Below are 21,023 nucleotides of genomic sequence, written 5' to 3' on the forward strand. Positions count from 1 at the left end.
CGATCCCCCACGCGGGTGAAGGAAACATCACGTTCCCTTCCACGCATGAACCATTTAGGGTTCGGGCACGTCCTCATGAACAACCTGGCACTCGTGCCGGGGGAGGATGGAACTGCAAGAAGCGCACGACTGACAACGCGAAACCGTAAAGCAACGCAATACGGCTCCTTCGCCGCCAACCGGCAACAGCCGGCCAGCTTCGGAAGGAAGTTTCGAGGAAAAGCCGCGAGCGGGAACGTTTTCGGCCTGGTTGGATGTTGACCCTGGTACGACAGCTCGTCGAGCTAGAGAAGAGGCGACGTGACTACTGTTCTGACACCCGCGACCCCGCTGACGGCCGCTGACCGATGCGACCGTTGCGGCGCCCAGGCATATCTGCGCGTCGTCCTGCTGAGCGGCGGTGAACTGCTCTTCTGCGCCCACCACGGTCGCAAGTTCGAGCCGGAACTCAAGAAGATCGCCGCGGAAATACAGGATGAGACCGAGCGGCTCACGTCCGCTCCGGCTGCCAATGCCGAACCCGAGGACCGCTGACACAAGGCCTGCACCTCGCATCCGACGAGCCAGGACCGGCTAGGCCGGTCGACGGGCGGCACCCCTGAAACCCAGGGGTGCCGCCCGTCCTCACGTTCACAACCCTCCGCTAGGGCGTGCGATACCCCTGTACGGGCCCTGCGTCGGGCCCTGAGCCCCTGCGGGCCCCCCACCGGACGTCCTGGACCCGGCCGGGCTGCGCGCCCGCCTCCGGGGCCATCGCGAAGTCGACCAGCGGAGCAACCCGCGTGTAGACCCCCGGACTGTCGGCCCGCCCGCAGCCACGCCCCCACGAGACCAGCCCGATGAGCCGCCCCTGCGCCACCAGCGGCCCGCCGCTGTCGCCCTGGCAGGCGTCCTTGCCGCCGACGCTCTCCCCGGCGCACACCATGGATTGCGCGCGGTACTGCCCGTCCGCGTCCCCGGGGTAGGCGCGCTCGCAGACCGCGTCCGCCAGAACCGTCACGGCCGCGGCACGCAGCGCGTACGCGTAGTCACCGAAGCCGCTCGTGTCGCCCCAGCCGTAGACGGCCGCCTCGGTCCCCGCCCCGTAGGCGGCGTGCCCGGCCTCCGCCATGGGCAGCACGTGGTGCGCCGGCACCGCTTCGGCCAGTTCCAGGACGGCCAGGTCCCCGGCATTGCTCACGGGGTCGTAGGACGGGTTCACCCTCGCCCCGCGCACCGCGATCTCCCGGCCGTCGGCCGCCCGCAGCTCCGTACGCCCGGCGATCACCCGGAAGTCGGCCACGGACTCGACCGGGCCGCCCAGCACCTGGACTCCCAGGCAGTGCGCCGCCGTGAGCACCCTCGTCGGGGCCACGACGACACCTCCGCAGAACTGCCCGCCCCGCGTACCACCGAACCGGTCACGACTGGCGAGGGCGACGACCCAGGGGCTGTCGGCCACCTTCACCGGCTTCCCGCCGATCACCACGCTGTCCGCGGCCGCCTGCGGCACCTGGGCGAGCGGCGCCGCGGCCGCTCCCGCCGCCAGGGTCAGCGCTCCCGCCAGAGCACGGGCAAAGGGACGACGCATGAGGCCTCCTGACTCCGAGTGTGCATGACTCCACCCAGAGTGGGATGCCCGGTGGCCGAGCGCACCCGCGCGGCCACCGTCGCACCGTGGAAGGCCGTCCGGTCAGTCCAGGTAGTCGCGCAGCACCTGGGAGCGGGACGGGTGCCGGAGCTTCGACATCGTCTTCGACTCGATCTGGCGGATCCGCTCGCGCGTGACTCCGTAGACCTTGCCGATCTCGTCGAGGGTCTTGGGCTGGCCGTCCGTGAGGCCGAAGCGCATCGAGACCACGCCCGCCTCGCGCTCGCTCAGAGTGTCGAGGACCGAGTGCAGCTGCTCCTGCAGCAGGGTGAAGCTCACTGCATCGGCCGGGACGACCGCCTCGGAGTCCTCGATCAGGTCACCGAACTCGCTGTCCCCGTCCTCGCCCAGCGGCGTGTGGAGGGAGATCGGCTCGCGGCCGTACTTCTGGACCTCGATGACCTTCTCGGGGGTCATGTCGAGTTCCTTGGCCAGCTCCTCCGGGGTGGGCTCGCGGCCCAGGTCCTGGAGCATCTGGCGCTGCACGCGGGCGAGCTTGTTGATGACCTCGACCATGTGCACCGGGATGCGGATGGTGCGTGCCTGGTCGGCCATGGCGCGCGTGATCGCCTGGCGGATCCACCACGTGGCATAGGTGGAGAACTTGTAGCCCTTGGTGTAGTCGAACTTCTCGACCGCGCGGATCAGGCCCAGGTTGCCCTCCTGGATCAGGTCCAGGAAGAGCATGCCGCGGCCGGTGTAGCGCTTGGCGAGGGAGACCACGAGGCGGAGGTTGGCCTCCAGCAGGTGGTTCTTCGCGCGGCGGCCGTCCTCGGCGATGATCTCCAGCTCGCGCTTGAGCTTGGGCGCCAGCTTGTCCGCGTTCGCCAGCTTGTCCTCGGCGAACAGACCCGCCTCGATGCGCTTGGCGAGCTCGACCTCCTGCTCGGCGTTGAGGAGGGGGACCTTGCCGATCTGCTTGAGGTAATCCTTGACCGGGTCGGCGGTGGCGCCGGCTACCACGACCTGCTGGGCGGGGGCGTCGTCCTCGTCGTCGGAGATGACGAAGCCCTTGTTCTCCCCGCCCTCCTCCTCTTCCTCGGTCTCGGCCTTGGCTGCGTCCGGGCCCTCGCCCGAGGTCTCGTCCTCGGCGCCCTCGTCCGCGCCCTTCTTGGAGGCGGTCTTCTTGGCCGCCGTCTTCTTGGCCGCGGTCTTCTTGGCGGGCGCGGTCTTCTTGGCCGCCGTCTTCTTCGCCGCCGTCTTCTTGGCGGCGGGCTCCGTTCCGGGCTCTCCCACGAGGGCGTCCGCGGTCTCCGGGTCCGCCGACGCGGCTGCCGGGGCCGCGGTGGCCGCGGGCTGCGCTGCCGTCGTCCCGGCCACGGTCTTCTTGACGGACTCGGTGGCCGTCCGCTTGGCCGGGCTCTTGGCTGCGACGCTCTTGCGGGTGGTGCGCTTGGGCGACTCCGCGGCACTGACCATCAGCGTCACACCCTCTTCCTCGAGGATCTGGTTGAGGCTGCGCAGAACATTCTTCCACTGGGTCGCAGGAATCTGGTCAGCCTCGAAGGCCCGACGCACGTCATCGCCGGCGATCTGCCCCTCGGCCTTGCCCCGCTCGATGAGCGCCATCACAGACTCGGAATCGGCGATCTCCGGCGGGAGCGTACGGGATGTGCTGGCCGACACGAACAACCTCTCGGAACGATGGGAACGGCTTCCGACCCCGGGCCTGGTGGTGCTGGACCGGAGCCGACGACCACCGACCGGGGATGGGCCGGCGGCGCGGGCAGGGGCCGGGGAGCTGCACAGCACCCCCAAGGGCTGCTGTCTTCCCTCCGTCGGCCATCACCTCTTAAGTCATCGCGTGACCTCGCAGAGCGTTACGCCCAATCTTCGTGGCCCGAGTCACACCCCGTGCGCACCGTGCCGGTCATAGCCTCGCACCCGATGCCCCGCCGGGGCGGAACCGCCGCGAAAGAGGGCCTCACGCCGGTGTCGCCGGACCCGACCGGGCCCGGCGACACGTCCTGCACCCCCGCGCCCCCGCGCGTCCGCCCGTCAGTGCTCGCGCGGGGCGGGGACCACGCGCTCGACCTCCGGATGAACCGTCAGGAGCTGCCGCATGGCGTTCTCGGCGCCGATCGCGTCACCTGCGGCGATGGCCTCGACCATCCGCGCGTGGTGCGCGACGCAGGTCTCGCTCGGCCGGTCGCAGGCGGTGATCGGGCTGCCGGAGACCTGGAGGGCGGAGGAAACGATGCCGGAGAGGTGCTCCAGCATGCGGTTCCCGGCGACCTGGATGAGGAGGGCGTGGAACTCGTTGTCGGCGCGCGCGAAGGTGATCGCGTCCCCCTGGCCGAGGGCATGTCCCATGATCTCGACCATGTCGGCGAGGCGCTGCTGGATGTCCGGCCGGCCGTGGCCGGCGGCGAGCCGGGCGGCGAGCGGCTCGATCGTCCAGCGGAGCTCACCCAGCTCGCGGCGCTGGTCGTCGCGCTGGGGACCGAAGGCGCGCCATTCGATGATGTCGGGGTCGAGCAGGTTCCAGTCGGCGACGGGGCGGACCCGGGTTCCGACGTTGGGGCGGGCGCTGACGAGGCCCTTGGCCTCCAGGACCCGCAGCGATTCGCGGACGACCGTACGGGAGACCTCGAAACGCTGGCCGATCTCCTCGGGGACGAGGGGGCGGTCCGCGCCGAGGTCACCGGAAACGATCATCTGGCCGAGCTGCTGGACGAGTTGGCCGTGCAGTCCGCGTCCGCGGCTACCTGCCGCCCGGCGGCCGACACGGCTCAACTCGATGTCGCCGCCGTCCCAGTGGGGTACGCCGACGCGGTCGGACCCGGGGGTCTGCGCGTAGGGGTAGCGGTCGAGTTCGCCCGGGCCGGCGAGGCCGGAGTCGGCGTGGCGGGCGGCGGTCATCATGGTGTGCGCAAGGGTACTCACGAATCCTTTGTCGGCCGTGCCTCCACGACCCTTGAGGTCTTTGGTGAAAAGCACACGAAAGGGTGATCGGCGCCACCCACGCAATTGACGACTTATCGTAAAGAAACGGGCCTTTTGCGGGGAGTTGCGGTCGCTTGACGCGACACGGACCGCAACAGTCCCCGCGACGACTTCTCCCGACCCTGAACGATCACCAACGGACCCGGCTGCGCAGTCCGGTGAACCCATAGGCGCACAACAGGACCATCAGCGACAACACGAGTGCAGTCCCGACGGGTTGGGCCATCACCCGCAGGGCCCCCACGAGCAGCCGGTCCACCTCCGGCGGCCACTGACCCCAGGTCAGGCCGCGCAACCGGGGCCCGAGTCCGGTCGAGGGGTACGCCGACGTACCCTCCAGCGCCTTGCGCACCAGCGGAACCACCATCACCGGTACGGCGAGCACCGCGGCCAGTCCGGCGGCGGCGGATCGGAAAACGCCGGAGGCCAGTACACCTGCCCAGGCGCAGCCGATCAGCAGCCCCGCCCAACTCACGGCCGGGGAGATCCACTCCGCCGGGGAGCGCAGCGGGCCGCTGTCGAAGACGAGCGCGAGCGCGGCGGCGTCGGCGACCACGGCCAGGGCGCCCAGCAGCAGGGCCAGGGCGGCGCAGATACCCAGCTTGGCGGTGAGCAGCCCCATCCGACGGGGCACCGTGCCGCGGTCGGCGGCGAGTGCGGGGTAGCGGTACTCCTCGCCGAAGGCCAGCGCGCCGAGCAGTCCCGCCCCCAGGGCGGCGGGCGGCAGGGGCAGCAGCTCGGGCCAGGCGGCGAGCAGCCGGTTCTGCGGGGTCTGCCCGAGCCGGGCCAGCACCAGGGCGGTGAGTACCGATACGGCGACCACGAGGGCGGCGGTCAGGACGGGGGTGGCGGTCCCGAAGACCCGGAGCAGCTCGTAACGCAGGGGGCGCAGCGGGCCGCCCACGCGGCGCACGGCCGAGGCCGGGCGCCCGGAGCGGACCTGCCGGGGGTGCTCGTAGGGGGGCTCGGCCTCGGCCGCGCCGGACTCCGGCGGGGTTCCGGCCTCGGTGCGGGCGGCCGGGACCGGCGCCACTGGCGTACCGGCATCGCCCGTCTCGTCGGCGAGCTGGTGGACCAGCACGCCGTGCCGGAACGCCGCCTCGCCGACCTCGGCACAGTTGCTGCCGTACACCGACAGACGGCTGCCGCTCTCCGCGACGATCTCCACCGAGCGCCGGGCGGCCCGGGCCTCCCGGCCCAGCACGTCGGCCAGCCGGGCCGCGTGCGGGGTGCGCACGGCGACCCGCGGCCGCAGCCTGGTCCGGGCGAATTCGGCCGCGTCCTGGTCGGCCACGAGCCGGCCCGCCTCGATGCTGACGACGCGGTCGGCGCTGCTTGCGGCCTCCTTGGCGTCGTCGGTGGTGAAGAGCACCGCTCCGCCGAGGGAGGCGTGGCCGCGCAGCAGCCCGTGCAGCCAGCCGCGTTCGCGGGGGGAGAGTCCGGCTCCGGGCTCGTCGAGCAGCAGGGTGCACGGATCGGCGAGCAGCGCCGAGGCCAGTGCGACCCTGCGCTCCATTCCGAGGGAGAGGGAGCCGAGCCGCTGGTCCCGCAGTCCCCCGATGCCGACGACCTCCAGCATGGCGTCGGCCCGGGAGGCCGGTACCCCGGCAGCGGCGCAGAGCATCCGCAGCTGATTGCGGACGGTCCGCGCGGGGTTGCCGGGGACGTCTCCGAGGAGCACGCCGACCTCACGGCCGGGGTGCGGGATCCGGTGCAGCGCGCGGCCGCGGAAGTAGGTGACGCCGCGGCCCGGTTCGAGTTCGAGCATGAGCCGCAGCGCGGTGGTCTTGCCCGATCCCGGCTCGCCGAGCAGGGCGGTCACGTGCCCCGGGCGGGCCTCGAAGCTGAGGTCGTCCACGAGGGGCTGGGCGTCGGGGCGGGTCTTGCTGGTGAGTCCGATGGCCTGGAGCATCGCTTCTCTCGCGGGGGGTGAGACCGCTCAGCGGCAGGGTGGGTACCGCAAGCAAGATAACGCGATATGTCCGATTTACGGCGCAACCGGTCCGATGGGATGCCGATACTGCCGCCGTCGCCGCGTGTGGCGCGCTGTCAGACTTCCGGACGCAGCATCGGCGGGTTGAGCAGGGTGGCTCCGCCCGCTCGGAACAGCTGGGCCGGGCGCCCGCCCTGACGGGTCGTCGTTCCCCCGGCCGGCACCAGGAACCCGGGGGTCCCGGTGACCTTGCGGTGGAAGTTGCGCGGGTCGAGGGAGACCCCCCAGACGGCCTCATAGACCCGGCGCAGCTCGCCGACGGTGAACTCGGGCGGGCAGAAGGCGGTGGCCAGCGAGGAGTACTCGATCTTCGAGCGGGCCCGCTCCACACCGTCGGCGAGGATCCGGGCGTGGTCGAAGGCGAGCCCCGCGGAGTCCTCGTCCGTGTCGGCCAGCACCTCGTCCACCGGGGCCCAGCGCGCGCTGTTGGCGTCGCCCCCGGCGCGGGGCGCGGGCAGGTCCGGAGCCAGCACCAGGTGCGCCACGCTGACGACGCGCATCCGCGGATCCCGCTTCGGATCACCGTAGGTGGCCAGCTGTTCGAGGTGCGCCCCGTTGCCCGCGCCGGGCAGGGCCGGGTCGTGCGCGCACAGGCCTGTCTCCTCGGCGAGCTCCCTGGCGGCGGCCCCCGCCAGGTCCTCGTCCCCGCGGACGAATCCTCCGGGCAGCGCCCAGCGCCCCTGGAACGGCTGCTCACCTCTGCGGACGACCAGCGCGCACAGCGCGTGGCGCCGCACGGTGAGCACGACCAGGTCGACGGTGACGGCAAAGGGCGGATAGGCCGACGGGTCGTAGGGCGACATGCCGCGATCATAGTCGTCTGCCTGACGATAAACAGCGCTTTGGTGACCTTGAAGACACTGCCCCGAAGGTGGGGGGTGCCGGACCGGGCGCCCGATCCGGCCGGATCGGGGCGAGTGTGCTCAGCCGCCCAATTGGAGCGCATCGGCAGCCTCCTCCACCATGCCGAGGCCGAGCCGGCTGATCCGGACGGCGAAGGGCTCCCCCGCCACGCGCAGGCCCGAGAGCCGGAGCGCTCCCAGGGGCGCACCGGGGAGAGGCACGAGAACGACGGTGCCCGCGGGGGCATCGGGGCGGATGCCGGCGAGGGCCGTCAGCGCGTGGATGCCCGCCGCCGCGGCCACGGCGGCCGGGCGGCAGGCCGCCGGGTGCGGCACGGGGGCGCTGCCCGTGGTGCGCTGCTCGGCCGCGAACATCTCCGGCAACCGGTACCCGAAGCGCTCCGCCGCGTCCAGCAGCCCCCTGAGCAGGCCGGTGGCCTCCTTCTCGAAGCCCGCCTGGGCCAGGCCGGCCACGGCCACCGCGCTCTCGTACGCCCTCACGGACCCCGAGCGGTGGCCGAACGGGTTGTGCCCCGGCTCTTTGAGGGCCATGCTCCGCAGTCCCCATCCGGAGTCCATGGCGGGGGCTCCGAGGAGCCGGGCCAGCTGCTCGGCGCGGGTCCCGTCCAGGAGCCCCGGGGCGAGGCGGCCGCCGCTGAGCAGTCCGGTGTCGAGGAGGTGGGCGGCGGCCCCCGTGAGCCGGGGCAGCGGCCGTCCGTCGGGGTGCAGGGCGGACGCGGGCCGCCCGCCGGCCGGACCGTCGATCCAGAACCCGGCCCGGAACCGCTCCCGCAGCGCGGCCGCCCGCTCCCGCCACTCGTCCGCGCCGGGCCGCCCGCAGGCGGCGAGCAGGTCGGCGCCGAGCACGGCGGCCCGGTGGGCGTGGGCCTGGGTCTCGCAACGCCGCGGCCCCGGATCGGGGTCGGCGAGGAAGCCGTCCGCCCCCAGTGCGCCGCGCAGCCATTCGAGGCACCGCTCGGCGGCCGGCAGCAGCCGGGCCACCTCTTCGTCGGGCATGCCCCAGAGCCGGGCCTCGGCCAGCACGGCGGGGAAGGCGAGGGTCGCCTCCGTTCCCGTGCACCCCGGGGGGAGCTGGGCGCCCGCTCCTCGGAGCGGGCCCGGGATCTTCCCGAGGTCGGGCCCCCGCTCCTCGGTCTGGGTCCGGGCGAGGATGCGCAGGGTGGCCGCGGCGAGACCGGTACCGAGCGGCAGCGCCATCCGGGCGGCCCAGAGCGATTCCGCCGGGGCCAGTCCCAGCCGCCACGGCGCCCCGGCCGCGGCGAAGGCGTCGCCCGGCTCCTCGGGGTCCCTCAGGAGCAGCGCCCCCAGGTCGTCGACGCTGGTCCGCAGCCACGCCTCGGCCCTCGGGTCGTCCCCTTCGGCCCGCGCGTCGGCCAGCGGGTTCGCCACCTGTCCGGCGGAGGCCCGCGCCACCCGGTGATGCGTGGTCCGCAGCTCGATGGTGCGGGATTCACCAGGCGCCAGTTCGAGCTGCCAGCGCAGCAGCCCCGCCGAGGCCAGCGCATCGTCCGGAGGGGGATCGGCGGCGGTCACGGCCTGCGCCTCGCCGGTGCTCCAGCGCAGGCCGGCCGCGTGCACCCCGGCGGGCAGCTCCGGCCCGGTCCGGCCGGCGGCCACCGCGGCCAGCTCCGCCAGGTCGGTGCCGAGGAGCACCTCCACGGGCAGGCGCAGGGGCCGGGCCGTGAAACTGCGCAGGGTGATCCGCTCGGTGCCGTCCGCGTGCCGGACCCGTTCCACCCCGATGTCGGGGTCGGGACCGGGCTCGGCACCTGTGCGCACCGTCGCGGTGAAGGCCGCCCGGTCCGCACCGAGACTGCGCCCCTGCACGGCGACCGGGTCCCGGCCGCCGACCCGCAGTACGCAGCGGGAGAGCAGACGGCGCCCGGACCGGTAGATCCCGTCGATCCCCCGCCCGGTCAGCTGGCCGTGATCCGGGGAGATGACCAGGCAGGGCGCGGCGACGCAGATGAGGGCGCCGTGCACGGGCGGCAGTTCGGACCGGCGGGCAGTGGACACGCCGGCCGGGCGGGTAGGTGCGAGGTGAGACATGTGTCGCCTTGTCTGCGCGCCGGTCGGTTCAGCTGGGCGGCGGCGTGGCCGGGCCCCCACCACCCCCCAGCAGAACGCCCCCGCCCCCGCCCGGGTCACGGGCCCGGGCCTCGGGCGGGCGTGCCGGGGTTGGGGCCTGCGCTTGGGGAGCAGGCCCGGAAGGCACCGGAGCAGCCGCCCCGGGCCGCCGCGCGAGGGCCGACCGGCGCTCACTGCTCACTCCCCGCGGTGCGGCGGGACCTGCGGCGGGAGGTCGCCCTGCCGCGCCGGCCGGGCGGGCGGGTGACCGCCGAGGAGCGCTCTCGCCGGGGCTCCCGACGGCACCGCTCGTCCCGCAGGCACTGCCGCAGCCCCTCGGGGTCGATCCCCTCGTTGCAGGCGTGGTGGAGCAGCTGGGCGAAGCGGTACTCGGCATCCGCGCGCAGGGCCAGACCGAAGGCGATCCGGGCGGTCGGCTCGTCGCCCGTGGACCAGCAGACCCAGCCGGCGAGGGTGAGCGGGGCGGCAGCGTGCTCGGCGTACGCACCGACGCAGCGGCGGGCCAGGGCCCGCCACAGCCGCAGGGCCGGGGCCGCCTCCTCATCCTCCATCCACTCCGCCGCGATGTCCCGGATCTCGCGGTCCTGGAGTCCGAGGATCAGCGAGGCGGCCTCGTCGTGGCCGAGCAGCGCGTCGTCCCAGTCGTCGGCCTGGGCACCGCCCTCGAGGGGCGGGGCCAGGGTCAGCCGCCGCATCAGGGTCCGCGCCAGGGCGATGGTCTCGGCGCCGACCTCCTCGCGGGTGGCCCCGTCGAGGATCCTCGGCATCAGCGCGGAGGCGGCCCGGTCGAGGGCCCGTTCCGCCTCGTCGGCCACGGCCCCGCGCCGCGGCGCCAGCCTGCCCTCGATCTCCTTGAGGGAGCCCCGGACCTGAAGCCCGGCGAAGGTGGCCGTCGCGGCCAGCACCGAGGTGCCGACGGCGGCGAGTCGGCTGCCCTCGGCCGGGCAGCACCGCTCGTCGGGGCAGACGTAGGACCAGAACCGCCCCGTGGACAGGCACAGGGCCTCCAGCACCGGCACGTCCAGTGCGCCGCAGGCCAGCCGGATGCGCTGGGCTAGCGGCCGCAGGCGGTTCATCACTTCCCGGCCGCCCTCCTCCGGCCCCGGCTCCTGGCAGAGGTAGACGACGATGCCGTCGGGCTTGCCGGCGCGCCGTTCGCTGCCCCTGATCAGGCAGTCGGCGACCTGTCGGGCGGTGTCCTCCCACTCCGCGGGCGTGCTCGGGATACCGACGCGGAGCCGGCCGCCGAAGCGTCCGCCTGCGCCGTGCACGGCGACCATCACGAGGGAGTCGGTCGGGTGGAAGCCGAGCATGTAGGGCAGCGCATCGGCCAGCTCGGCCGGGCTGCGCAGGGTGATCTGCGGTCCGGTGGGCGCCCCGGCCGGGACGATGGAGGGCCGGTCGGACGGGGTGCGTGATTCGTGGTTGTTCGTCATGTCACGAAGGTCCCGCGCATGATCCGATCCCGAAAGCCCTGTGGATAACTCCCGGTGCCACTGTCCACAGGCCCGGGGCGGCATTGGCGCGATGTCGGAGGCATCAGGTTGCATGGGGGCATGAACGCAGACCTGAGGTCCTCGGCCGACTCCGTACTCGCCCGTCTCGTGGGCGACCCCACGGGCGCCGCCAAGCTGCGCGAAGACCAGTGGCGGGCGATCGAGGCCCTCGTCGCGCACAAGCGCCGGGCGCTGGTGGTGCAGCGCACGGGCTGGGGCAAGTCCGCGGTGTACTTCGTCGCCACCTCGCTGCTGCGGGCGGGCGGCGCCGGCCCCACCGTGATCGTCTCCCCCCTCCTCGCGCTGATGCGCAATCAGGTCGAAGCCGCGGCCCGGGCCGGGATCCGCGCCCGCACCATCAACTCCGCCAACCCCGAGGAGTGGGAAGGGATCCAGGCCGAGGTCGCGGCCGGCGAGGTCGACGTCCTGCTGGTGAGTCCCGAGCGGCTCAACAACCCCGATTTCCGGGACCAGGTCCTCCCCAAGCTGTCCGCCGCCACCGGCCTGCTCGTGGTGGACGAGGCGCACTGCATCTCCGACTGGGGGCACGACTTCCGCCCCGACTACCGCCGGCTGCGGACCATGCTGGCCGACCTGCCGCCGGGCGTCCCGGTGCTCGCCACGACCGCTACGGCCAACGCCCGGGTGACCGCCGACGTCGCCGAACAGCTGGGTACCGGGGCCGGCACCGACGCGCTGGTGCTGCGCGGCCCGCTGGACCGGGAGAGCCTGAGCCTGGCGGTGCTGACCCTGCCCGACGCGGCGCACCGGCTGGCCTGGCTCGCCGACCACCTCGGGGACCTCCCCGGCTCCGGAATCATCTACACGCTGACCGTGGCGGCCGCCGAGGAGGTCACCACGTACCTGCGCCACCGCGGCCACACCGTGTCCTCGTACACCGGCAAGACGGAGAACGCCGATCGCCAGCAGGCCGAGGACGACCTCCAGGCGAACCGGGTCAAGGCGCTCGTGGCCACCTCCGCCCTCGGGATGGGCTTCGACAAGCCCGACCTCGGCTTCGTGGTGCACCTCGGCTCGCCCTCCTCCCCCATCGCCTACTACCAGCAGGTCGGCCGCGCCGGCCGTGGTGTGGAGCACGCGGAGGTCCTGCTGCTGCCCGGCCGGGAGGACGAGGCGATCTGGCAGTACTTCGCCTCGGTGGCCTTCCCCCCGGAGGAGCAGGTGCGCCGCACCCTCGACGTCCTGGCCCAGGCCGGCCGACCGCTGTCGCTGCCCGCGCTGGAGCCGCTGGTCGATCTGCGCCGCACCCGGCTGGAGACCATGCTCAAGGTGCTCGACGTCGACGGCGCGGTGCACCGCGTCAAGGGCGGCTGGACCTCGACGGGCGAGCCCTGGGCCTACGACGCCGAGCGCTACGCGTGGGTCGCCCGCCAGCGGGCCATGGAGCAGCAGGCCATGCGGGACTACGCCGCCGCCACCGGCTGCCGGATGGAATTCCTGCGCCGCCAGCTCGACGACGAGGAGGCCGCCTCCTGCGGCCGCTGCGACAACTGCGCCGGGGCCCGGTTCACCGCGGAGGTCTCCACCACCGCGCTGGACACCGCTCGCGGCGAGCTCGGCCGGCCGGGCGTGGAGCTGGAACCGCGCAAGATGTGGCCGACCGGGCTCGCGGCGGTCGGCGTCGACCTCAAGGGGCGTATCTCCGCCGGGGAGCAGGCCTCGACCGGCCGGGCTCTCGGCCGGCTGTCCGACATCGGATGGGGCAACCGGCTGCGCCCGATGCTCGCCCCGCAGGCTCCGGACCAGCCCATTCCGGACGATGTCGCGCAGGCCGTGGTCGCGGTGCTGGCCGACTGGGCCCGGGGCCCCGGCGGCTGGGCCTCGGGGGCGCCGGACGCCCCGGCCCGGCCGGTGGGCGTGGTCGCCCTGCCCTCGCGCAGCCACCCGCAGCTGATCGGTTCGCTGGCCGCGCGGATCGCGGAGATCGGACGGATGCCACTGCTCGGCACGGTCGCGTACACGGACCAGGCCCCGGAGTTCGGCTCGGTGTCCTCGAACAGCGCACAGCGCGTGAGGGGACTCCACCAGTCCCTCACCGTGCCCCCGGCTCTGGCCAAGGCGCTGGCCGAGGCCGCGGGCCCGGTGCTCCTCGTGGACGACCGCGCGGAGAGCGGGTGGACCCTCGCGGTGACTGCCCGGCTGCTGCGGCGGGCAGGCGCGAATGAGGTGTACCCGCTGGTGCTGGCGCTTCAGGGATAGCCGAATGCGTCATCTTCGGCGTGGCGGGGCAAGGATATGAACGGCATACCGGCGAATTCCGGTCGGCGGCGTCAATTGCTCGTTGCCGCACGCTCAGAAGCCACGCGAGAATTGGGGTGCTCCCGCTCGGCTCCTCGGCACCCTCCTGGGCCGCGCTGCGGCGCGCCCTGACTCCACCGTGCCCGTCCGCGGGCGTGTACCCGAAGGGAGGACCGTGACCTTCGGATTCGCGCATCGCCCGACCACGTCCCTGGCATCAACCACCGGCGGCACCAGCCGCCACGGCCGACTGCTGGAACCGGCGGAATGGACAGCGGCGGGCATCCCGCTGCTGCGTGATCCGCGCGAGGTCGTCAGCGGGCTGCACTCCCGGCACAGCCCGGTGCCCTCGACCGCCGTGATCGCCGTCCTCGGCCCGGAGGAGCAGCTCGTCGCGAGCGCCTCCTTCGTGCAGCGGTCCTCCTCGGCGGACGGCTGGGAGTACCGCAACGCCCTGCTGTCCCGACTGCGCCGAGTCCTCCCGCACGACCTGCGGCGGCGGACCCCGGTACGGACGGCCGTCCTGCTCTACTGCCGTGACGGCGACGAGCGGTGGACCGAGGAGGACGGGGCGTGGATGTGGGGGCTGCGGGACGCCTGCACCCTGCACGGTCTGCGCTGCGGCGCCTACATCACGCTGACCCGCGGGGGCTGGCAGGTGCTCGGCGAGGGCCGCGGCGGCCGGCAGCCGAGCTCCGACTCACGGCCGCAGCGCCTCGGCGACACCGTGGCCGAGTTCTCCCCGCTGGCCCTGCACACCGGGGGCGGCGGGGTCGAGGTCCTGCGGCGGACCGCCGCACGCTGATCACCGTAAGCCGACCCCCGTAGGCCGAGCCGGCCCGACCCGGGCCAGGCCGAGCCAGGGCGACCCCTTGAGGGCCGACCGCGGCGCAGCCGGACCAGCCTGCGGGCATGCCTCACGGCCGTACACCCGGTTTCGGGCGTACGGCGGATCAGGCCTCAGGCTCCGTACCGGAGCCCGGTGCGGGCTTCAGCGGGGCCGGCCGAGGGCCCGCCCCGCCCCTCGCCCGTGCCGGGGTACAGGGCGTCAGACGCCCGCACCCAGCACGGAGTTGATCTGCTGCGGGTCGCCGCACACGATCAGCAGCGCACCCGCCCGGGTGAGCGCGACCGGCAGGGTGCCCGCGATGCTGTCGACCGATCCGCCGTTGGCCGCGAAGACCACGACGGGACGGCCGGCGGCGCGCTGGACCTGCGCCGCGTCCGCGTAGAAGACGTCGTCCCCGGCGTCGTGCAGGGCCCAGTACGCGGCCTCGCCGAAGGACAGCTCGTGCGCGGCCCACGGGTGCGGGTCGCCACTGGTGAGCAGCAGGATCTCACCGGGCGCGCGCCCGGTGTCGAGCAGCAGGTCGACGGCCTCTTCGGCCGCGTCCAGCGCGCCCTCGGCGGAGGCCGGGATCAGCTGGATCTGCGGCACCGCCGCGGAGACGGACGGTGCGGTGGGAGCAACGGAAGGGGCTGCGGGAACGGGTCCGGGGGTGGCCTGCGGCGCACGCTGCGCGGGCGGTGCGGGCCGGGCGGGACCGGGGCGGCCGGGCCGCGGGACGGCGGCGGGACGCGGACCAGGTACGGGGCGGGGGGTCTGCGCGGTGCGGCTCGCGGCCGGCGTGACGCGGGGACCCTGGGCACTCTCGTGAATCTGAGGCTCCTCGATGGCGGGGGTGAGAGGCATGAGTTGATGTCTATCAAACACCGGTACGAAACGTACCGGCCGGTGGCACGTGCGTGCGATCAGAAATCGAAGCCGAGTTGGCCTCCGTTTTCCAGCTCCATCGACTCCTCGCTGCGGCGCACCTTCTTGAGGTGGCGCCACCGGGGCAGCGCGTCGAGGTACGACCAGGAGAGCCGGTGGTAGGGGGTCGGCCCCAGCTCCTCCAGAGCCGCCCGGTGCACGGGCGAGGGGTATCCGGCGTTGGCACCGAAGGCGAAGTCCTCGATCCCACCGCCCTGTCCCCCGAGTTCGGCCATCATGCGGTCGCGGCGGACCTTGGCGATGACCGAGGCCGCGGCGACGGCGATGCAGGACCGATCGCCCTTGATCACCGTACGAACCCGCCAGGGCGGGCCGAGATAGTCGTGCTTGCCGTCGAGTATCACCGCGTCGGGTCGCACCGGCAGGGCGACCAGCGCCCGCTCCGCCGCGAGCCGGAGGGCGGCCGTCATCCCCAGCTCGTCGATCTCCTCGGGCGAGGAGTGCCCGAGTGCGTAGGCGGTGACCCAGCCCTCCAGGACATCGAGCAGGGCGTCGCGGCGCTTGGGGGTGAGCAGTTTGGAGTCGGTGAGCCCGGCGGGCGGCCGGCGCAGGCCGGTGATCGCCGCACACACGGTGACGGGTCCGGCCCAGGCCCCTCGTCCGACTTCGTCGACCCCGGCGATGACCTTGGCGCCGGTGGTTGCACGGAGGGAGCGTTCTACGGTGTGAGTGGGTGCTTCGTACGGCATGGCGCCAGCAAGGTTACGCCGCCCCGAGCCCACTGCACACCCCCGCCCGGGTCGAACCGGCCCGAGATCGGAGGTGAACCGGGCTCCGCGCGCCCCACGCCACCCCCGCCGCGTCTCACACCCTGAGCAGCGGCACCATCACCTCGTCGATCAACGCCGCGATGTCCGCATCCTTCCATTCGCTTCCGCACACCTTGGCGCGGTACATCAGCATGGCCGGAATGACATCCACGACAAACGGACCAGTCGCGTCCGGCCGCACGTCACCCCGGTTGATTCCGCGCCCGACAAGCTCCCTGATCAGATGCTGGGCCGGCTCGTGCAGACCGGACCAGATGACTCCTTGGAACCGGCCCGCATGCATGTGATCGCATTCGTGAAGCACTGACCGAAGAGCTTGCCCGGCCCGCGAGTGCATGACGTCCCGCATGCGCACACACAGCACATAGAGGTCCTCGCGCATCGATCCGCAGTCGGGAATGTCACCGATCCGCGGCAGCCCGGTCCGCAGCGCATCGGCCACCAGGTCCGCCTTCGACGGCCAGCGGCGGTAGAGCGCCGCCTTGCCGGTGTGCGCGCCGGCGGCGACACCTTCCATGGTGAGCGCGTTCCAGCCGATCGTGCTCAGCTGCTCCAACGTGGCGTCGAGAATCGCCCGTTCGAGCTCCGGACCCCGCCTGCGCCCCGGCGATGCCGCTGACCAGCGCGAACCCACCATCTTCCCACCTCCGACCGGCTTGCCCGTTCGACGCACGCATTTTCCGCCTTAGTGAACGCTTGCGTTCACTAAGGCGGGACTCCTACCGTGGACCCGCAGTGAACGGATGCGTTCACTATTTCACTTTGGGGGGATCCTCAGTGACAAGCTCTCAACTCGCCACACCCCGGATACCGGGCGCGGCACGCCGGGAGGGGCGCCCCGGAGTGGCGCTCGCCGTCATCGCCGCATGCCAACTCATGGTCGTCCTCGACGCGACGATCGTGAACATCGCGCTCCCGCACATCCAGAGCGCCCTCGACTTCACCACCACCGAACTGTCGTGGGTGCTCAGCGCCTACACCCTCACCTTCGGCGGCCTGCTCCTGCTGGGCGGGCGGGCGGGCGACATCCTGGGCCGGCGCAGGGTGTTCCTGACCGGCATCCTGCTCTTCACCCTGGCGTCCCTCCTCGGCGGCTTCGCCCAGGAGCCCTGGCACCTGCTCGCGGCCCGCGCCCTGCAGGGGGTCGGCGGCGCGATCGCCTCGCCCACCTCGCTCGCCCTGATCACGACAACCTTCCCCGAAGGCCCTGAACGGAACCGGGCGTTCGGGGTGTTCGCCGCCGTCTCCGCGGGCGGCGGCGCGATCGGTCTGCTGACCGGCGGCATGCTGACCGAGTGGCTCGACTGGCGCTGGGTCCTCTTCGTCAACGTGCCGATCGGCGTGCTGATCGCGGTGCTCACCCCGCCCTTCATCAGCGAGTCCGAGCGCCACCCCGGCCGCTTCGACATCGCCGGAGCCCTCACGTCCACCGGCGGTATGGCCTCGCTCGTCTACGGATTCATCCGCGCCTCGGAGGAGGGCTGGCGCGACGGACTCACCCTCGGCTCGTTCGCGGCGGCCCTGCTCCTGCTCGCCCTGTTCGTCGTCATCGAGTCGCGTGCACGCGAGCCGATCATCCCGCTGCGCATGTTCGCCGACCGCAACCGCACCGGCACGTACGTGATCATGCTCGGCCTCGCCGCCGCGATGTTCGGCATGTTCTTCTTCATCGTCCAGTTCGTGCAGAACGTGCTGGGCTTCTCCCCGATCCAGTCCGGACTCGGCTTCCTGCCGGTGACGGTCGCCATCGTCACCGCCGCCGGCCTCTCGCAGCGCTTCCTGCCGCGCTTCGGCCCCAAGCCCTTCATGGTCCTCGGCTCCGCGCTCACCGGAACCGGGCTGGCCTGGCTGACCTTCATCCGGACCGACAGCTCCTACCTCTCCGGAGTGCTCGGGCCGATGCTGCTGTTCGGCTTCGGTATGGGCCTCAACTTCGTGACCCTCACCCTCACCGCCGTCTCCGGGGTGGAGCCGAAGGAGGCGGGCGCCGCCTCCGGGCTGCTCAACGCCAGCCAGCAGGTCGGCGGCTCGCTCGGCCTGTCCATCCTGGTCACCGTCTTCGGCACGGCCAGCCGCGACGAGGCCACCCAGCAGGTCCCGGCCTTCATGGCGCAGGCGGATCCCGAGCAGATCGCCGCCTTCAAGGAGACCGGATTCCTCCCCGACCCCTGGGGGGACCTGGTGCTCGCCCACGGCATCTCCACGGCGTTCTACGCCGCCGTCGCCATGGCGGGCCTGGCCCTGGCCACCGCCCTGCTGGTGATCCGGGTGCGCAAGAGCGACCTGGAGGCCCTGGCCGGCGCCGCCGCGAAGGCCGGTCCTGCCGCCTGAACCCGGCTCGTCGTACGGGGCCGGGCGCGGGGAACACTCCCCGCGCCCGGCCCCGTACGCGCTTCCCGCGCGGCCGCTAGTACTCGACGCGGGACCCGAAGGCGCCCATCCGCGAGCAGACCTCGTACGACGCGGTCACCGGACGCTCGCTCAGGATCTGCCGGGCCCGGTGCTCGCCCAGGCTCATCGCGTACCAGGGAACGTCTCCCGCCCGGGACAGCTCGTCGTTGATCCCGCGCAGGGCGCAGGACCGCTGGGGCTCGGGCAGCCGGTCCAGGGCGGGGACCGCGTCCGCCGACAAGGACTGGAAGTAGGCCAGGTCGATCTTCGCGTCCGCCTCGAAGCGGGCCACGTTGCGCTCCGCGACCATCCCGTCCGGGGACAGCAGACCGAAGGCGAGGACGGCCGCGCCGACACTGCCCGCGACCGCGCGCGCCAGCCAGCGCCCGCCGAACAGCCCGGCCGCCATGATCAGCACGATGACCAGCCCGAGCCACAGCTCCATCGCGGCGACGGACACCCGCAGCCTGGTCAGCCCGTACGCGTCCACGTAGAGGTCCATCCGGCGCAGCGCGGCCGCGACGACGGCCAGGGTCAGCGCGCACAGCAGTCCGAGGACGACCCGGACCAGGCGACGGTCGCCCGCTCCGGAGCGCGGGGCCCAGCGCAGGGCCAGCGCGATCACGGCCAGGGTGAGCAGGGTGGCCCACAGGAGCTGCCAGAAGCCCTGGCGGGCGTACTCGGCGTAGGTGAGGCCGGTGCTCCGCAGGACCTTGTCGTAGCCGCCGAACAGGACCGCCAGCTGGACGGCGTTGAAGCCGGCGAACAGCAGGTTCATGACGATGAGCGGAAGGGCCCATTCGACGCGGGAGCGCGGCTTGCCCGGGGCCACCTTGATCCGGTCCCAGCGCAGCGGGGCGGCGGCGGTGCGGGCGGCGGCGAGGGCGAGGACCGCGCCGAGCACGAAGAGCATGAAGCGGACGGGCCCGTCCTCGAACGAGGCGTCGGGCATCAGGTCGCCCAGCAGATCGGCGAAGGCCGCGTCGGCGGAGGCGAACAGCGCGCCGAACAGGAGCAGCAGTACGGCGGCCACACCGGTCGCCTTGGCGACGGGCAGCCAGCGCTCCTTGCTGACACCGCTGCGCGAGCGCAGCCCGGTCAGCAGCCAGCCGCCCCCTGAGACGGCGGCGTCGAGGAAGCCGAGCGGGCCGAGCAGGACGCCGGGCCAGGTGCGGCTGCCGTGGAGGGCCAGCGCGCCCAGCAGGACGGCTGAAAGGATCGCCAGAGTGGCGGGCCAGGCGGAGTCGCGCAGGGCGGGTATCGCGAGGAGGGCGAGGCAGCCTGTCGCCCAGGCCAGGGTCCAGGGGCGGGCGGTACGGCCGGCCGTGCGGGCGGCGAGGTACGCGGCGGCGACGGCGGGTACCACCGCGACCAGCAGGCCGGGGCCCATACCGTCGCCGAGCAGCATCGCGGCGGCCAGGCCGGATACGAGGACCGCGACAAGGACCGCGGTCCGGATGGGGGCGGCCTCTGCCGGGCGCACCAGCGTCGCCCAGGAGGGCGCGGCGGCGCGCGGCGGCACCTGCCGGGGGTTGGCGGGCGCCCCCGGTGGCCACCCGGCCGCACCGGTGTGTCTGCCGTCGGCCGGGATCGGCTTCGCGGGCGGATCGCCGACCGTGGCCCCTGCCCCTGGGTCCGCCACTTCCTCGGACCTGGCTCCGTCGGCTCCGCCGGTGATCTCTGACATGCAATTCCCTCCCCTGTCGGCCGCCCCGCAGTTCAGGGTGGGGCGGCGATGCGGACAGGGTAGGCCGATCCCTCGCGGTTTTGAACAGGATCAAAAGACCGCTGTGGCAGGACCGTGACAATCGGAACGCGACTTTTCACCTCGCGTCACCGCACCTCGGACACCGCCAACTCCCCGGAATCCAACGGCCGCGCGGGCATCAGCCCGCCGCGACCTCCGGCAGCCAGGCCGGCAGGGCCTCCGTACGCGCCAGCCACGCGGCCGGCAGCACGTCGTCCCCGCGCGCGCCCAGCACCCCGCCGACGATCGCGCAGGTCGTGTCGACGTCCCCGCCCACCTGCGCGGTGGTCCAGAACGCCCCTTCGTAGTCGTCCAGCGCCCGCGCCGCCGACCACAGGGCGAACGGCACGGTGTCGTGCGCGCTCGTGCGCCGCCCGCAGCCCAGAACCGCCGCGACCGTGGTGGCGTCGCCGTAGTCCAGCATGTCGCGCGCGCGCCGCAGCCCGGCGCCCACGGCGCTGCGCGGCACCAGTGCGATCACCCCGTCCAGCAGGTCGGAGGCCTTCGGCGGGCCGTCCGTACGCGCGGCCAGCGCGGCGGCCGCGGCGACCGCCATCGCCCCGCACACGGCCTCGCGGTGCTGGTGGGTGGTGTAGGCGGAGATCTCCGCCTGGTGCGTGGCCTGCTCCGGGTCGTCGGCGTACCAGGCGCCCAGCGGCGCGATGCGCATGGCGGCGCCGTTGCCCCACGAGCCCTGCCCGTTGAAGAGTTCGGCGGCCAGCGTGCGCCAGTCCTGGCCCTCCCGCACCAGACGCAGCATCCGGTTCACCGCGGGTCCGTAGCCGCGGTCGAAGTCGTGGTGGTGGGCGAAGGAGAGGGCGAGCGCGTCCTGGTCAATGCGCCCGTGCCCGGCGAGCACGGCCACCACCGAGCAGGCCATCTCGGTGTCGTCGGTCCACTGCCACGCAGCGGGGCCGGCGGGCAGCTCGCGCCGCTTGAGCAGCGGGTAGTTGACGGGGACGAAGTACTGGGAGCCCAGGGCGTCACCCAGCGCCAGCCCTCGCAGGCTGGCCATGGCGCGCGCGTAGCGCCGTTCGGGAGTGGAATCAGGCGTCATCGCGGGCAA

The 21,023-nt window shown here is 73.3% G+C and carries 16 protein-coding genes; 4 read left to right on the forward strand and 12 right to left on the reverse strand.

Features of this window, described 5'->3' with window-relative positions:
• The first annotated feature begins 300 nt into the window (after positions 1–300).
• Complete coding sequence (locus tag ACIQZO_RS24540; RefSeq protein WP_030016583.1) at positions 301–534, forward strand: hypothetical protein; 234 nt, start codon at positions 301–303, stop codon at positions 532–534.
• Positions 535–643: 109 nt separating this feature from the next.
• On the opposite strand, the gene ACIQZO_RS24545 is transcribed toward ACIQZO_RS24540, so the two are convergent.
• The 7 genes from ACIQZO_RS24545 to ACIQZO_RS24575 form a co-directional block, all read right to left on the reverse strand.
• A complete protein-coding gene (locus ACIQZO_RS24545; protein WP_403629636.1) occupies positions 644–1,570 on the reverse strand; it encodes a serine protease in 927 nt (308 codons plus the stop codon).
• A gap of 102 nt (positions 1,571–1,672) precedes the next feature.
• Positions 1,673–3,256: an RNA polymerase sigma factor gene (locus tag ACIQZO_RS24550; RefSeq protein WP_403629639.1), complete on the reverse strand. Its 1,584-nt coding sequence runs from the start codon at positions 3,254–3,256 to the stop codon at positions 1,673–1,675.
• A 372-nt stretch (positions 3,257–3,628) separates the two neighbouring features.
• The gene (locus ACIQZO_RS24555) at positions 3,629–4,570 is read right to left on the reverse strand and encodes a FadR/GntR family transcriptional regulator (protein WP_403629642.1); all 942 of its coding nucleotides are present in this window, start codon (positions 4,568–4,570) and stop codon (positions 3,629–3,631) included.
• 136 nt (positions 4,571–4,706) lie between these two features.
• Complete coding sequence (locus ACIQZO_RS24560) at positions 4,707–6,488, reverse strand: ATP-binding cassette domain-containing protein (protein WP_403629644.1); 1,782 nt, start codon at positions 6,486–6,488, stop codon at positions 4,707–4,709.
• Positions 6,489–6,625: 137 nt separating this feature from the next.
• Positions 6,626–7,372 carry an NUDIX domain-containing protein gene (locus tag ACIQZO_RS24565; protein ID WP_403629646.1) on the reverse strand — a complete coding sequence of 249 codons (747 nt, stop codon included), beginning with the start codon at positions 7,370–7,372 and terminating at the stop codon, positions 6,626–6,628.
• 120 nt (positions 7,373–7,492) lie between these two features.
• Positions 7,493–9,481, reverse strand: a complete 1,989-nt coding sequence (locus tag ACIQZO_RS24570; RefSeq protein WP_403629649.1) for a glycogen debranching N-terminal domain-containing protein — start codon at positions 9,479–9,481, stop codon at positions 7,493–7,495.
• Positions 9,482–9,690: 209 nt separating this feature from the next.
• Positions 9,691–10,956 (reverse strand): DUF4192 domain-containing protein, encoded by a 1,266-nt coding sequence (locus ACIQZO_RS24575; protein WP_403629650.1) that lies wholly within the window; start codon positions 10,954–10,956, stop codon positions 9,691–9,693.
• 120 nt (positions 10,957–11,076) lie between these two features.
• On the opposite strand from ACIQZO_RS24575, the gene ACIQZO_RS24580 reads away from it, so the two are divergent.
• Positions 11,077–13,236 carry a RecQ family ATP-dependent DNA helicase gene (locus ACIQZO_RS24580; protein ID WP_403629652.1) on the forward strand — a complete coding sequence of 720 codons (2,160 nt, stop codon included), beginning with the start codon at positions 11,077–11,079 and terminating at the stop codon, positions 13,234–13,236.
• A gap of 214 nt (positions 13,237–13,450) precedes the next feature.
• Complete coding sequence (locus ACIQZO_RS24585; protein ID WP_403629654.1) at positions 13,451–14,080, forward strand: hypothetical protein; 630 nt, start codon at positions 13,451–13,453, stop codon at positions 14,078–14,080.
• Between the two features lie 243 nt (positions 14,081–14,323).
• Here ACIQZO_RS24585 and ACIQZO_RS24590 read toward each other — a convergent pair whose 3' ends face one another.
• From ACIQZO_RS24590 to ACIQZO_RS24600, 3 genes are all read right to left on the reverse strand, one after another.
• On the reverse strand, positions 14,324–14,968 hold the full coding sequence (locus ACIQZO_RS24590; protein WP_403629656.1) for a hypothetical protein: 645 nt from the start codon (positions 14,966–14,968) through the stop codon (positions 14,324–14,326).
• A gap of 59 nt (positions 14,969–15,027) precedes the next feature.
• Positions 15,028–15,738 carry a ribonuclease HII gene (locus tag ACIQZO_RS24595; RefSeq protein WP_403629659.1) on the reverse strand — a complete coding sequence of 237 codons (711 nt, stop codon included), beginning with the start codon at positions 15,736–15,738 and terminating at the stop codon, positions 15,028–15,030.
• 115 nt (positions 15,739–15,853) lie between these two features.
• Positions 15,854–16,456, reverse strand: coding sequence for a TetR/AcrR family transcriptional regulator (locus ACIQZO_RS24600; RefSeq protein WP_403629662.1), 603 nt, complete (start codon positions 16,454–16,456; stop codon positions 15,854–15,856).
• 140 nt (positions 16,457–16,596) lie between these two features.
• Between ACIQZO_RS24600 and ACIQZO_RS24605 the strand changes: the two genes are divergently transcribed.
• The gene (locus ACIQZO_RS24605; protein ID WP_403629663.1) at positions 16,597–18,150 is read left to right on the forward strand and encodes an MFS transporter; all 1,554 of its coding nucleotides are present in this window, start codon (positions 16,597–16,599) and stop codon (positions 18,148–18,150) included.
• A 76-nt stretch (positions 18,151–18,226) separates the two neighbouring features.
• Here the strand turns inward: ACIQZO_RS24605 and ACIQZO_RS24610 are convergent, their stop codons facing one another.
• Positions 18,227–19,897, reverse strand: coding sequence for a DUF4153 domain-containing protein (locus tag ACIQZO_RS24610; protein WP_403629666.1), 1,671 nt, complete (start codon positions 19,895–19,897; stop codon positions 18,227–18,229).
• Between the two features lie 199 nt (positions 19,898–20,096).
• Positions 20,097–21,014 carry an ADP-ribosylglycohydrolase family protein gene (locus ACIQZO_RS24615; protein ID WP_403629669.1) on the reverse strand — a complete coding sequence of 306 codons (918 nt, stop codon included), beginning with the start codon at positions 21,012–21,014 and terminating at the stop codon, positions 20,097–20,099.
• Positions 21,015–21,023: the final 9 nt, after the last annotated feature.

This window comes from Streptomyces sp. NPDC097617 (genome assembly GCF_044761485.1).
GTDB lineage: Bacteria > Actinomycetota > Actinomycetes > Streptomycetales > Streptomycetaceae > Streptomyces.